This is a genomic window from Nocardiopsis sp. iso_237, assembly GCF_056173345.1.
Genome location: NZ_CM149669.1, coordinates 3461220 through 3474568 on the forward strand (window position 1 = coordinate 3461220; position 13349 = coordinate 3474568).

The following is a 13349-nucleotide window of genomic DNA, read 5'->3' on the forward strand; positions in this document are numbered from 1 at the left end:
GTGGGTGAGTCCTGCTGCGCTAGAAGGGGAGTTCGCGGGTAGGAGTGGGGGACGGGGTCCGTTCTCGGGTTCTCACGCATGCCCATCCGGGAGGAATCATGACCCATGTCCCCGACGAGGTCGCCCCCGGTGTGTACCGGATCGGTGACCCGCTCGTGAACTTCTACCTGGTGGAGACCGGGGAGGGGCTGGTGATGGTGGACGCCGGTCTGCCCTCGCACAGCGGTCGGTTCCTGGACGCGGTCGCCTGGGTGGGGGGTCGGCTGCGGGCGGTGGTGCTCACCCACGCCCATCCGGACCACACGGGGTTGGCCGAACGGGCCCGTGACAAGGCGGGCGCGCGGGTGTGGGTGCACGAGGCCGACGCGCCGATCCTGGTGGACGGCCCGACCAGCGCGATGGTCCACGCCCGTCCCGAGCGGCCGTTGCTCCCCTACCTGGCACGGCACCCGGCGACGGTGCGGGCCCTGGTGCGCCTGGGGCACGCCGGGGCGTTCACGGCGGACCGGGTGAGCGAGTTCTCCGTCTTCGGTGACGACCAGGTGCTGGAGGAGGTGCCGGGCCGACCCCGGGTGGTACCCGCGCCGGGGCACACCCCCGGCAGTGTGCTGGTGGTCTTCGAGGAGCGGGGGGTGGCCTTCACCGGGGACGCCCTGGTCACGACGGACCCGAGTACGGGGTGTGACGGCCCCCGTGTCGTGAGCCGGATGTCCACGCACGACAGCGCCCGCGCGATGGAGTCGTTGGAGAGTCTGGCCGCGCTGCCGGAGCGGAGCGTGTTGCTGCCGGGACACGGCGCCCCCTTCACTGACGGTCCGCGTGCCGCGATGATCCGTGCCCGCGCCACCGGGGTCCGCTGAGAGCGCCGCCCGCGGCTCGCGGTGGGACAATACGGCCCATGTCCGTACGTGAACTCGTGGTCCTGGGGACCTCCAGCGCGGTGCCCACCCGTCGGCGCAACCACAACGGCTACTTCCTGCGCTGGGGTGACCAGGGGGTGCTGTTCGACCCGGGGGAGGGCACGCAGCGGCAGATGCGTCTGGCGGGGCTGGCCGCCAACGACATCACCAGGATCTGCGTGACGCACTTCCATGGCGACCACAGTCTGGGGCTGCCCGGGGTCATCCAGCGCATCGCCCGCGACCAGGTCCAGCACACGGTGCGGGTGGCCTACCCGGGCGCCGGTGAGGAGTACTGGCGGCGGCTGCGGCACGCCACCTCCTTCCGCGACACCGAGGTGGTGGTGCCCCAGCCGGTGGGCGGCTCCGGCGGCTGTGTGGTGGGCCCGGACGAGCCGTTCACGGTCACGGCCCTGCCTCTGCGCCACTCGATGCCCGCCTACGGGTACCGGTTGACCGAACCCGACGGGTGGCGGATGCTGCCCGACCGCCTGCGGAGCCTCGGGGTGCGCGGCCCCGACATCTCCCGGCTCCAGCGGGAGGGGTCCCTGGAGCTGGCGGACGGCCGCGTGGTGGAGCTGTCCGACTGCGCGGTGCCCCGCCCCGGCCAGGTGTTCGCGTTCGTGATGGACACGGGCGTGTGCGAGCAGGCGGTGGAGCTGGCCCAGGGGGCGGACATGCTGGTCATCGAGTCCACGTATCTGGACTCGGAGGAGCACCTGGCCGAGGCGTACGGGCACCTGACGGCGCGTCAGGCCGGGCGGATCGCCGCTCGGGCGGGTGTGCGACTGCTGGTGCTGACCCACCTGTCGGAGCGCTACGAGGAGACCGACGAGGGCCTCTTCGCGGCCCAGGCCAGCGAGGAGTTCGACGGGCGGGTGGTGCTCGCCGCCGACCTGGACCGGATCGCGATGCCTTCCCGGCGCTGACGCGAACGGCGATGCCTCCCGTCGGTACCGAACGGTGGGTCCGGGGTACGGGCGGGGCACCCGCGTCCCGCCGGTCAGCTCCGGTCCGGAGCGGGTTCCGTCTCGGAGACGGCGGGGGTGTCCTCCGTGGCGGCCGTCGGCGGGCTCGGCACGGAGGTCTGGGCGATGAAGGCCCCGGTCACGATGACCACCGCGCCGACGACCTGCACCAGGCTGAGCGCCTCGCCCAGCAGCACCCAGGCGAGCACGATCGCGGTGACCACCTCCAGGTAGGCCACACCACCCGCGACCTGCGGCGACAGGCGTCGGATCGCCGAGACCCCGGCGAAGTAGGCGACGGCGGTGCACACCAGGCCCAGCCACAGCACCAGGGCCCAGCCCGGCAGGGTGAGCGCCCCCAGCGGGAGCGGGTCCGCGAGCACCCCCCACGGCAGGGTCCAGGGTTGGGCGAGCACCCCCAGCAGGACGGCGGCGATCAGCGCGCCGAAGGCGATCACGGCCAGGGGGTCGGTGTCCTGTCCGATGGCGTCCCCGAGCAGGAAGAAGGCGGCCTGTGCGGCGGCCGCGCCCAGGGCCAGGCCCACGCCGACGGCGTCCAGGCTCAGGCCCGCCCAGATCTCCAGGAGCAGGCCGAGCCCGGTCACGGCGAGGACGACCCCGACCACGGCGGCGGGGGAGACCCGGTCGCGGCGCACCACCCGGACCCACAGCAGCACCAGGACGGGGCCGAGGAACTCCACGAGCAGCGCGATCCCCACCGGGATGCGGGCGACGGCGGCGAAGTAGAGGGCCTGCACTCCGGCCATGGGGAAGAACCCGTACGCCAGGACCAGCAGAGGCCTGTTCCGGGCGGTGCGCCAGTGCCGCAGCGCCACGGGAAGCAGGATGAGCGCGGCCCCGGCCACCCGCAGCCAGGTGACCTGGAGCGGGTCCACGCCCGCGTCCAACAGGGGGCGGGCGAAGACCCCCGCGCCTCCGAAGGCCAGGGCGGCGGCGAGCGCGAAGGCCAGCCCCGAGGGGCGGTGGCGGGCGGTGGTCGCGGACACGGGTCACTCCAGGGGATGGCGGGGAGAGGGGACCTCGTCGAGCATAGGGGTGCGGGGGTGGGGCGGCCCGGCTAAGGGGTGAGGTCCAGCTGGGCCCAGGCGACGTCGTGCCAGGCGTCGTGCTTGTGTCCCACCCGGCGCATGACCCCCACGTCCTCGAAGCCCATGGCCCGGTGCAGGCCCAGGCTGGCGTCGTTGGGCAGGGTCATGCAGGCGATGGCGGTGTGCATCCCGCGTGCGGCCAGGCGCGGCATCAGCGCGGCGTACAGGGCCCGTCCCGCGCCCCGGCGGCGGCGCCCGCGTTCGAGGTAGACGCTGACCTCGCAGGTCCGGCGGTAGGCGGCGCGGGTGCGGAAGGTGCCGCCGTAGGCGTAGCCGAGCACGCCCTCCTCGTCCTCCATGACGATCCACGCGTGGTGGCGCTGGGCCTCGGTGATGCGCCGGGCCATCTCCTCCTCCGAGGGCGGGTCGAGTTCGAAGGTGATGGAGGTGTCGGTGACGTAGGGGGCGTAGATGGCCGCGCACGCCGCCGCGTCGGTGACGGTGGCGTCGCGGATGCTGTCGTGCGTGAGCAGGGCGTCCATAGTTGAAGATGATAAGCGAAGGTGTCCACTATGGTGAACGCATGAGTGACGAACTCGGACCCGCCCTCGCCGTGACCCTCCAGACCCTCCGCCGCGACCGGGGGCTCAGCGGCGCCGCCCTGGCGGACCTGTCCGGGGTCTCCCGGGCCATGATCAGCCGGATCGAGAACGGGGAGGCCCAGCCCACCGCCTCTCTGCTGGGCCGCCTCTCCGGGGCGCTCGGTCTGACGCTCTCCGAACTCATCGCCCAGGCCGAGCAGGGTGACCGCCGCCTGGCGCGCCGGGACCAGCAGCCCCTGTGGACCGATCCGGAGACGGGCTACCGCCGTCGCGCGGTCTCGCCCACCTCCGGCGGATCGCTCGAACTGGTCGAGGTGGAACTCCCGCCGGGCGCCCGGGTGCCCTACCCCGAGGAGGTGTTCACCTTCACCCACCACCAGATCTGGGTCCTGGAGGGCGTGCTCGCCTTCCGTGAGGGATCGACGGAACACCTCCTCGAACGTGGGGACTGCCTCCGGCTCGGCGCCCCCGCGCCCTGCGAGTACCGCAACCCGACCGGGAGTCCCTGCCGCTACCTGGTGGCCGTGACCCGCCGGGCATAGGACCTCAGTCGGTCAGGGCGGCGAGGAGGACGGGGCGCTGGTCGCGCAGCCAACGACCGCGACGGGCCTTCCCCCGTTCCCACGCGGACCAGCCGCCCGCCCGTTCCACGTCCCGGACGAAGAGGGGGTTGCCCTGCTCCACCATGTCCCGGACGAAGTCGCGGGACACTTCGTCGTACTGCTCCAGGGCCTCGGGAAGGGTGCCGCGGTCGGCGTCTGGCAGGCCGTAGCCGTCGGCGATCAGGCGCAGCCGGTGCGGGAGGCGGGTTCCGGCGAACTCCGTGCGGGCCAGGGCCTCCGGTGGCAGGGCGGGGCCCAGGTAGAAGGCGAGGGCGGCCAGGTCCCAGACGGGGCGGCCCGGGGCGGCGAGGTCGAAGTCGATCAGGGCGACGGCCTCGCCGTCGCGGAAGACCAGGTTCTCCAGGCAGGGGTCGTTGTGGCAGAGCAGGGTGCCGCCCTCGGGGTCGCTCAGTGCGGTGGGCCAGGTCGCCCCGGGGTCGATCGGGACGTGCTCGGCGGCGTCGTGGTAGCGGCGCAGGAGGCGGGCGCAGGAAGCCACCACGCGGTCCGTACGGGACCAGGCCGGGAAGGGCGGAAGGGCCACGTCGCCCTCGACGAAGGTGAGCTCCTCCGCGCCGGGACCGTCGCCTCCCTCGGCAGGGCGCAGGGCCAGCGGCCGGGGAGCCCCGGTGAACCCGCCATCTGTCAGGGCGGAGAGGAAGCGGTGCAGCGCGGGGACGTGGGGCGGGGCCACGCGCACCACGCGGTCGCCCCGACGGACGACGGTGTTCATCATCCCGCCGCTCAACGGCTGATCCCGTTCGTGGTGTCCGGTGTCCATGTCCGGGCCTCCGTGCCTCGACGCGTGGCGTGTACGGGAAATCCGGTGGTGTCTCCCGAACGACCAACCTAGTCTCGTGCCACCGTTCGACCCAGCCCATCGTGGAAGGAGCGTGAGGCACCGTGCCGCGCCGCCGATCACCCCAGGAGAAGAAACTCCTCAGCTACGCGAAGGACCGCCGCAACGGCTACGGCGAGAACGACAAGAGCTCCCGTCGCAACATCGCCCGCAACAAGCGCCGACAGGTGCGGGTGCCCCGACGGCGCGCGTCTGAGGCCCTGGCGGTCACGCGGGGCGGTCTCGACCCGGAGTCCGGAGCCGAGGCCCAGGAGCGGGTGGAGCGACGCGCCCCCGCGGAACGCCACGTGTGGTCCAAGTGGCGGGACCAGACCCTGGCCGAGTACGTGCTCGGGAAGCTGGGCGAGCGCGTGGAGGCCGAGGGGGAGGACAGTGCCAACGCCGGACGCCTGGAGCGGGTCCGGTGCGTGCACGCGCGGGTGCGCCGCAGGGACCCGGCCAGCTGACGGGTCCGGCGCGCTCACCCCAGGTCGGGCAGGGGGACGGGGACCGAGCCCTGTTCGAGGGAACGGGCTCCGGCCACCCCCACGAGGGAGGCCGCGACCGCCTCGCGCACCCCGGTGACCGGTGGCGCGCCCTGTTCGACGGTGGCGCGGAAGGCCTGGAGCAGCAGCACCGTGCCCTCCGCGCTCCGTTCCACGGGTTCACCGTCCAGGGACAGCTCCGGGGGAACGCGCACCTCCTCCCGGGCCCGGCCGTCGACCTGGGTCCACCCCTCGGTGCGCACCCGCACGGACCAGGCCTGGTCGCCCCGGGCGCGGACCGACTCGGCCAGACCCCGTTCACCGCGCACCGACACCCAGCTCCAGTGGCTGTCGGGCTCCCCTTGCAGGAACCCGTTGCGGGTGAGGGCCAGTGCCCCGCTGGACAGGCGCACCGCCATGACACTGGCCCGGCGGGGCGCGGTGGTGTCGGCGGTGAAGGCCGTCACCTCCACGGGGCGCGCGCCGGTCAGGGCCAGGATCGGGGAGAGGGAGTGGGTGCAGTAGGCCGTGGGGGCGATGGTGCCCCGCCAGTGGCCCGGGTCCCCGATGAGGCCGTTGACGTCCTGGGGCGACATGCCGTGCAGGTAGTCGGCCTCGATGTGGGTGACCCGGCCGATCTCGGGCAGGGCCTCGCGGATCAGGCGCACGTGCGGCAGCAGCACGTAGTTCTCGGCCAGGGAGTAGGTGGCGCCGGAGCGGTCGGCCGCCTCGACGAGGCGGCGACCCTGTTCCTCGTCGGCGCACGCGGCGGTCTCGGACAGCACGTGCACGCCCCGGTCCAGGAAGGCGATCGCCAGGGGCGCGTGGGCGTCGAAGTCGTTGGCCAGGATCACTCCGTCCAGGCCCGTGTCCAGCAGGTCGCGCCAGTCGCTCACCCTTCGTGCGTCGGGCAGGGCCGCACCGGCCCGGGCCAGCACGGCCGGATCGCGGTCGCACAACGCCTCGACCCTGATCCCGAGCCGTTCGCACCAGGCCGCCAGATGCGAGCCCATTCCCAGTCCCACCACTCCCACGCGCATGGGGCCGATCATGGCGGTCAGTCGTGGGGGTCGCAAGCGAATTGCGTGTGGCGCCGGAGATCGGCCACGAATCGTCGTCCCGGGATGGTGGGATGGTCCGTATGAGCCTGACACGCCCCGACTCCCTGGCACCTCTGGTCCGACGCTGGCAGCGGGGATGGGCACTGGCCGCCGCGCTCACCCCCGCCACGGAGGCCGACGGCGCCCTGCACGTGCGGTTCGAGCGGCCCAGGAGATGGGTGGAGCGGATCGTCCTCGACGCCGACCGGTACCCGGAGCGGACCCTGGCCCTGGCGGAACGGGTCGCCGCCTCACCGGATCCGGACTGGCTCACCGTGCCCACCCGCGACCCCGAGGCGACCGTTCGGCTGCTGGCCGGGACGGGGCTGGAGGTGGACCCCGGGCACGAGACCCTCATGACCGTCGACCTCACCGCGCACCCCGCGCCCACGCCGCCGGTCGCCCCCTACACCGTCCACCTGGACGAGGAGTGCGTGGTGCCCGGTCAGGAGACGGTGCTCAGAGCCAGCCTGTCGGCGCCCGGGCACGTCCGGGCGGGCAGCGGGATCGGCGCGCTGGTGGGCACCGACATGGTCGCCCACGCCATCGGGACCGAGTCCGGGCACCGCCGACGGGGGCTCGGGTCGGTGGTGATGCGGACCCTGGTCTCCCGTGCCCGCGGGCTCGGGGCGCGGGAGGGGCTGTTGGTCTCCACTCGGCAGGGGTACCGTCTGTACGCCTCGCTGGGGTGGCGGCCCCGGGCGACGGTGGTGGTCGCGCGCGGCCCGGGGGTAGGGAACGACACGGGCAGAGCGGGGAGCGGTCGAAGCGGGACGGAACCGGACGTGTAACGTCGTTGGGGGCCTCGAACGTGGCCGCATCACTGATCGCGTTGACGTCCCCCAGGGCGGTGACCCGTGAGGGGCGCCAGCGCCGAAGGGACCCAAGACCCACATGACCTCCGTCATCGACTCCGAAATGGAGAACCACCACCCGGGCGTGCGTTCGGCGTTCGAGCACGTGGCCCGGCGCAACCCGGACGAGCCCGAGTTCCAGCAGGCGGTCCTGGAGGTGCTGGAGAGCCTCTCTCCCGCGCTGTCGAGCCACCCCGAGTACGTCGACCAGCGTGTGCTGGAGCGTCTGTGCGAGCCCGAGCGGCAGATCATCTTCCGCGTCCCGTGGCGGGACGACCAGGGTCGGGTACACGTCAACCGTGGTTTCCGGGTGGAGTTCAACAGCGCTCTGGGCCCGTACAAGGGCGGTCTGCGCTTCCACCCCAGCGTGAACCTGGGCGTGATCAAGTTCCTGGGGTTCGAGCAGATCTTCAAGAACGCGCTCACCGGCATGGGGATCGGCGGCGGCAAGGGCGGCAGCGACTTCGACCCCAAGGGTCGCTCCGACGCGGAGATCGAGCGCTTCTGCCAGTCGTTCATGACAGAGCTCCACCGCCACCTGGGCGAGTACACCGACATTCCCGCCGGTGACATCGGTGTGGGCGGCCGCGAGATCGGCTACATGTTCGGGCAGTACCGGCGGCTGAGCAACCGCTGGGAGGCCGGGGTCATCACCGGCAAGGGCCTGGACTGGGGTGGTTCGGCGGTCCGTACCGAGGCCACGGGGTACGGAGCGGTGATGTTCACCGAGCGGATGCTGGAGCGCGCGGGCAAGGGTCTGGCCGGTCGTCGCATGGTGGTGTCCGGTTCGGGCAACGTGGCGATCTACGCGGTGGAGAAGGCCCAACAGCTGGGCGCCACCGTGGTGGCCTGCTCGGACTCCAGCGGTTACGTGGTGGACGACCAGGGCATCGACCTCGACCTTCTCAAGGAGATCAAGGAGGTCGAGCGCGCGCGGATCAGCGCCTACGCCGAGCGGCGCGGCGGCGCGACGTACGTCGAGGGCGGCAGCGTGTGGGACGTTCCCTGTGAGGTGGCGCTGCCCTCCGCCACCCAGAACGAGCTCGACGCGAAGGCCGCCCAGGCGCTGGTCGCCAACGGCGTGCTGGCGGTGGCCGAGGGCGCGAACATGCCCACCACCCCCGAGGCGGTCAAGGTGTTCCGCCAGGCCGGTGTGCTGTTCGCCCCCGGCAAGGCCGCCAACGCCGGCGGTGTGGCCACCAGCGTGCTGGAGATGCGCCAGAACGCACGGCGCACCTCGTGGTCCTTCGAGCACGCGGAGTCGGAGCTGGCCGAGACCATGGCCGGTATCCACGACCGCTGCGAGGAGGCGGCCGTGCGGCACGGCGCCAAGGGTGACTACGTGCTCGGCGCCAACGTCGCCGGGTTCGAGATGGTCGCCGACGCGATGCTGGCCCAGGGCCTCATCTAGGGACGTGTTCGGCGGACCCACGGGGCCGCCCTCCACCGCCCTCCACCCTGTTCGGGGTGGAGGGCGGGGACCCGGGTCAGGCGTCGACGGACCGCGCCGGGCGGTAGGTCAGCCCGCGCAGCAGGACCTCCGCCGGGCCGCGCCGTCCCGCGCGTTCCATGGCGGCCGCGCCGACCACCGTGAGGGCCCAGGTGAGGATGGCCAGCGCTGAGGCCGACCAGCTCGACAGGTGCGCGCCCAGCCCCAGGCCCCAGGCGGCCATCACCGGCCCCCACACCACGGACTGCGCCATGTACCCGCTCATCGACCGGCGGCCCAGGGCGCCGAGCCATCGCACCGGCCGGGACGTGGCCGCCGCGCGCCCGCTCAGGCGGTGCGCCAGCAGCCCGAACAGCGCCGCGTAGCCGACACCGGTGAAGATCCCGGCGTAGAAGTGCAGGCCGGTCAGCGCCGACGCCGGGGCGAACTCGGTGACGCCGGTGTGCTGGAGGGCCAGGACGGCGCCGGTGGTCCACCCGGCGGCGATGCCCCACAGGGCGAGCCGTCGCAGCAGCACGAGGTGTCGGCCGGGCTCGTCCAGGATCCGGTGCCGCGCGGCGAGCACGCCCATGAGGAAGGCGGCGGGCAGTGCGAGCGTCGCGATGCCCGCGACCAGCTGGAACGACCAGGTGGTGAACCGGACCGCCGCCGAGGCCAGGTAGGACTGCTCAGCGATGCTGGCGCGCTGCATGTCGGCGGCGGCCGTGCCCGCGTCGGCCGGGACCAGCATCCCCGCCACGGCGATCAGGGCGCCCAGACCCAGCAGGACGCCGATCCAGACCTTGAGGGTGCGATCCGTGCGTCCGAAGAACAGCGGCACCATGAGGAGGCCGATCAGGCCGTAGACCCCGATGATGTCGCCCTGCCACAGCAGCAGCGCGTGCACGGCGCCGAAGGCGAGCATCCACAGGTGGCGGCGTCGCAGGAGCCGTCGGGCCTGGACGGGGCCGGTCCCCTTGGCCGTCTGGCGCGCGTACATCTGGCCGATGCCGTAGGCGAACAGGAAGCCGAACATCGTGTGGACCCGCGCGTCCACCACGACGAGGGTCAGCGCCTGGGCGATCCGGTCGGCCAGGCCGCCCTCCACCGGGTGCAGACCCACGGATCCCGCCTGTGCCGTGTACAGGAAGTACGGGGTGTGCGCGAGGGCGATGAGCAGGAGCATCATTCCCCGTGCGAGGTCGGGCGCCAGGGAGCGTTCGGACAGCGGGGTCGAGCGGATCGGACCCCCGGCGGGGGGCGGTACATGATCAGGGGTGCGGGTGGTCATGTCGTCCTTTCTGAGGGGGCGGTTCAGTTGCCCGCGTCGTCGAGCCAGGAGTAGCGCAGGCGGAGGGCGCGCTCGGCGCTGCCCAGGGCGGCGCCGACGCCGAGCGTGACGTTGAGCCAGAGCGGCAGGAGAACGGGCGAGGTGAAGGTTCCGGTCACGTCGTTGACCGGGGGGATCTGTGAGAGGGGTTCGAGGGCCTGGAGCAGGTTGAGGCCGAGCCCGACCACGAGCAGGGCCACCGACACCGCGCCGATCCAGCGGCTCAGGGCCGGGTGTGCGCGGTCGAGGCGGGCGCGGCGTCCCTCGGCTGAGCGGGGGTCCGGAACGAGTTGTCGGTCCGGGCCGTCCTCGGGGACGTGGTGGCAGCGTCGGAGCCCGAAGGAGCTCATGGCGACCTCGACGTGTCCGCCGGGGACGGGGAAGAGCGCGGGCATCGTGGAGTGGGCCCGCCGTGTGCCGTCGAGGTACAGGTCGGCCGCGACCTCACCGTCCTCCTTCCTGCCCCAGTGGCGGACGTCGACCGAGTAGAGCGCGGTGCGACCGTCGTCCTGGCGGAGGGGGAGGTGGAACAGGGAACGGCTGAACAGCTGCCACCAGCGGAATCCCTTCAGGCGGCGGCCGTCTCCGGCCTTGACACGGCGTGCCGCGCGTTGGCGGCGCCACTGGTCGAGCATGTCTCCTCCGCCTCTCACCGATCCACGTCCAACACGGTGTGTTGGTGACACGAGAGACACTAACACACCGTGCTAGTACGGTGTACTAGTACGATGGGGGAAGGAGGTACTGATGACGGAAGCAGACGAGGCTCAGCGGAGCTCGCGCGACAGGATCCTCATCGCGGCGGCGACCATGGTGAGCGAGAACCCGGCGGAACGACCGAGTGTGCGGGCGGTGGCGGCCAGGGCCGGAGTGAGCACCGGCTCGCTGCGGCACCACTTCCCCACGCAGCGCGCCCTGATGGACGCGGTGCTCGCGGGGATCTACGCGCACATCGCTCCAGGTGAGCCCATCCACGACACGGCGCTTCCCGCGCGGGAGCGCCTGGTCGGCTGTCTACGGCAGATCCTCGCGCACGCCGGGACCGGGAACGAGGCGAGGGAGGCCCTGCGCAGGACCTACGAGACCTTCATCGCCCCCGAACCGACCGAGGAGGCCCGCAGGACCTACCTGGTGGTCGAGGGGCAGATGCAGCACCGAGTCGAGCACTGGCTCTCCGTGCTCGTCGAGGAGGGTGCGCTCGCCGAGGGGGACAACAGCAGGCGCGCGAAGTTCCTGCTCACCGTGGTCAACGGCGTCACGCTCGAAAGGGCGTTGCCCGCCGCGGAGTCCCTGCTGGAGTCCGAGGCCGCCACCCTGTTCGCCGCGGTCGACGGTGTCCTGGGCGGCTGCGTGTAGGCGGGGACGGGGCGTGAGCCCGACGGGGCCGGGCGCTGGAAGGACTCGTCAGCGCCCGGCCCCGACCGGCGTCACCACAGGTGGTGGACCTGGGGGCGGACGAGTTCGTCGTAGACCTCGCGGACCTGCTCGTGGGTCTTGGCGTCGAGCGGCGACAGCTGCGCGGCGGCCGCGTTGCCCCGGGCCTGGTCGGCGTTGCGGGCGCCGGGGATGACCACGCTGACACCCTCCTGGTCGAGGATCCAACGCAGCGCGAACTGCGCCATGGTGGCGCCCTCGGGCACCAGGGGACGCAGGCGTTCGACGGCCTCCAGGCCGCTCGCGTAGTCGACGCCGGAGAAGGTCTCGCCCCGGTCGAAGGCCTCGCCCCCGCGGTTGAAGTTGCGGTGGTCGTCCTCCCCGAAGCTGCTCGCGGCGGTGAACCGGCCCGACAACAGCCCGCTGGCCAGGGGGACCCTCGCGATGATCCCCACTCCGGCCTCTTTGGCGGCGGGAAGGACACGCTCCAGGGGCTTGTGGCGGAAGGCGTTGAGGATGATCTGCACGCTGGCCACGTTCGGCCGGGCGATGGCGGCCAGGGCCTGGTCACAGGTCTCCACCGAGACCCCGTAGGCGCGCATGCGCCCCTCGTCCACCATCGCGTCCAGGTCGTCGAACACGGCGTCGCTGTCGATCACCGTCGAGGGCGGGCAGTGCAACTGGACCAGGTCGACGGTGTCCACGCCCAGGTTGCGGCGGGAGTCGTCGTTCCAGGCGCGGAAGTTGCCCGAGTTGTAGTGGGCGGGGTCCTGGGCCATGCGGCGGCCCATCTTGGTGGCCACCGTCAGCTGCGGGTGGTCCTTGAGCAACCGGCCGACCAGCCGTTCACTGCGCCCGTCGCCGTAGACGTCCGCGGTGTCGACGAAGGTGACGCCCTCCTCCACCGCCGTGTTGAGGGCGCTCATGGCGTCCGCCTCGCTGACCTCGCCCCAGGCGGAGCCGATCTGCCAGGCGCCGAATCCGACGGCGCCGACGCGGGCGACGGTACCGAGTTCACGTGTGTCCATGGCGTGATCCTAAGTCCTGTGGAATCGCTCCCACACGGGGCTTAGGGCCCAGGTCGGGCGGCGTCGGACCCGAATTCCGCCTGGGGGTCCGGTTTGCGGCGTCGTATCGCGCGGGCTCAGTCCAGAGCGAGGGCACCGAGCACCATGGCTTCGGTGAGGGTGCGCACGGATTCCCGGTCGAGGAGTTCGACGGGGCGCGTGGTCAGTGTGAACAGGGCGCCGCCGTACAGGGTGATCAGCGTGGAGACCGTTCTCTCCGAGGCCAGGGTGCCGAGGTCGTCGTGCAGCTGGACGGTGCCGGCCAGCGCGGAACCCTCGAGTCGGGCGAGGACGGAGGCCAGCGCGGGGCGGCGGCGCGCCTCCAGCTGGAGCTCCAGGATCGCCAGGTAGCGGTCGCGCAGGGTGGTCACGGCGGTCCAGAGGGAGTCCGTGATCAGGTCGACCAGGGTGTGGACGGTGTCCGGGGCCTCGACCGCTCCCGCTTCGGCGGTGGCGCGCGCGGCCTCGTCCAGGTGGAGCTCCACGATCCGCTCGGCCGCCGTGACCAGGAGGCCCTCCCGGCTGCGGAAGTAGTTGGTGGCCGTTCCCGAGGGCACGCCCGCTCGTGACTCGACGGCACGGTGGGTGAGCCCGTGCGCCCCCTGCTCCGCCAGGAGGGTGATGGCCGCGTCGGCCAGGGCGCGGCGGCGGTGCGGGTTGGGGCGAGGCATGGGGCGATTATAGGACTCGGGACCATACCACTACCATCGTATTGAAAGAGGTCGGCGCGACCGCGTCGCCCGAGGCAGGGA

The 13349-nt window shown here is 72.6% G+C and carries 15 protein-coding genes; 7 read left to right on the top strand and 8 right to left on the bottom strand.

All coding sequences use genetic code 11. The annotated features are described in order from the left end of the window. The first annotated feature begins 98 nt into the window (after positions 1 to 98). Positions 99 to 860: an MBL fold metallo-hydrolase gene (locus AC0VYM_RS15925; protein WP_475452846.1), complete on the top strand. Its 762-nt coding sequence runs from the start codon at positions 99 to 101 to the stop codon at positions 858 to 860. A 38-nt stretch (positions 861 to 898) separates the two neighbouring features. Next, a complete protein-coding gene (locus tag AC0VYM_RS15930) occupies positions 899 to 1828 on the top strand; it encodes a ribonuclease Z (RefSeq protein ID WP_475452848.1) in 930 nt (309 codons plus the stop codon). Between the two features lie 74 nt (positions 1829 to 1902). Here AC0VYM_RS15930 and AC0VYM_RS15935 read toward each other — a convergent pair whose 3' ends face one another. Together AC0VYM_RS15935 and AC0VYM_RS15940 are read right to left on the bottom strand one after the other, a co-directional pair. Next, a complete protein-coding gene (locus AC0VYM_RS15935; RefSeq protein WP_475452850.1) occupies positions 1903 to 2874 on the bottom strand; it encodes an EamA family transporter in 972 nt (323 codons plus the stop codon). A 71-nt stretch (positions 2875 to 2945) separates the two neighbouring features. Continuing rightward, the gene (locus AC0VYM_RS15940) at positions 2946 to 3458 is read right to left on the bottom strand and encodes an N-acetyltransferase family protein (protein WP_475452852.1); all 513 of its coding nucleotides are present in this window, start codon (positions 3456 to 3458) and stop codon (positions 2946 to 2948) included. Between the two features lie 41 nt (positions 3459 to 3499). Here AC0VYM_RS15940 and AC0VYM_RS15945 point away from each other — a divergent pair, with 41 nt between their 5' ends. Beyond that, positions 3500 to 4060, top strand: coding sequence for a helix-turn-helix domain-containing protein (locus tag AC0VYM_RS15945; protein ID WP_475452854.1), 561 nt, complete (start codon positions 3500 to 3502; stop codon positions 4058 to 4060). Between the two features lie 4 nt (positions 4061 to 4064). Here AC0VYM_RS15945 and AC0VYM_RS15950 read toward each other — a convergent pair whose 3' ends face one another. Further along, positions 4065 to 4901 (bottom strand): aminoglycoside phosphotransferase family protein, encoded by an 837-nt coding sequence (locus AC0VYM_RS15950; protein ID WP_475452856.1) that lies wholly within the window; start codon positions 4899 to 4901, stop codon positions 4065 to 4067. 122 nt (positions 4902 to 5023) lie between these two features. Here AC0VYM_RS15950 and AC0VYM_RS15955 point away from each other — a divergent pair, with 122 nt between their 5' ends. Continuing rightward, complete coding sequence (locus AC0VYM_RS15955; RefSeq protein ID WP_475452858.1) at positions 5024 to 5425, top strand: hypothetical protein; 402 nt, start codon at positions 5024 to 5026, stop codon at positions 5423 to 5425. Between the two features lie 14 nt (positions 5426 to 5439). Here AC0VYM_RS15955 and AC0VYM_RS15960 read toward each other — a convergent pair whose 3' ends face one another. After that, entirely contained in the window at positions 5440 to 6519 is a 1080-nt protein-coding gene (locus tag AC0VYM_RS15960) for a Gfo/Idh/MocA family protein (protein ID WP_475452860.1), read from the bottom strand. A 65-nt stretch (positions 6520 to 6584) separates the two neighbouring features. Between AC0VYM_RS15960 and AC0VYM_RS15965 the strand changes: the two genes are divergently transcribed. Beyond that, on the top strand, positions 6585 to 7334 hold the full coding sequence (locus tag AC0VYM_RS15965; protein WP_475452862.1) for a hypothetical protein: 750 nt from the start codon (positions 6585 to 6587) through the stop codon (positions 7332 to 7334). A 103-nt stretch (positions 7335 to 7437) separates the two neighbouring features. Next, positions 7438 to 8808, top strand: coding sequence for an NADP-specific glutamate dehydrogenase (gdhA, locus tag AC0VYM_RS15970; RefSeq protein ID WP_475452864.1), 1371 nt, complete (start codon positions 7438 to 7440; stop codon positions 8806 to 8808). A 76-nt stretch (positions 8809 to 8884) separates the two neighbouring features. Here gdhA and AC0VYM_RS15975 read toward each other — a convergent pair whose 3' ends face one another. After that, a complete protein-coding gene (locus tag AC0VYM_RS15975) occupies positions 8885 to 10117 on the bottom strand; it encodes a DUF418 domain-containing protein (RefSeq protein ID WP_475452866.1) in 1233 nt (410 codons plus the stop codon). Between the two features lie 23 nt (positions 10118 to 10140). Beyond that, positions 10141 to 10791: a hypothetical protein gene (locus AC0VYM_RS15980; protein ID WP_475452868.1), complete on the bottom strand. Its 651-nt coding sequence runs from the start codon at positions 10789 to 10791 to the stop codon at positions 10141 to 10143. 112 nt (positions 10792 to 10903) lie between these two features. On the opposite strand from AC0VYM_RS15980, the gene AC0VYM_RS15985 reads away from it, so the two are divergent. Further along, a complete protein-coding gene (locus tag AC0VYM_RS15985) occupies positions 10904 to 11512 on the top strand; it encodes a TetR/AcrR family transcriptional regulator (RefSeq protein WP_475452870.1) in 609 nt (202 codons plus the stop codon). A gap of 71 nt (positions 11513 to 11583) precedes the next feature. Here AC0VYM_RS15985 and AC0VYM_RS15990 read toward each other — a convergent pair whose 3' ends face one another. Continuing rightward, the gene (locus AC0VYM_RS15990) at positions 11584 to 12558 is read right to left on the bottom strand and encodes an aldo/keto reductase (RefSeq protein ID WP_475452872.1); all 975 of its coding nucleotides are present in this window, start codon (positions 12556 to 12558) and stop codon (positions 11584 to 11586) included. 116 nt (positions 12559 to 12674) lie between these two features. Continuing rightward, positions 12675 to 13268 (bottom strand): TetR/AcrR family transcriptional regulator, encoded by a 594-nt coding sequence (locus AC0VYM_RS15995; RefSeq protein WP_475452873.1) that lies wholly within the window; start codon positions 13266 to 13268, stop codon positions 12675 to 12677. Positions 13269 to 13349 lie beyond the last annotated feature (81 nt).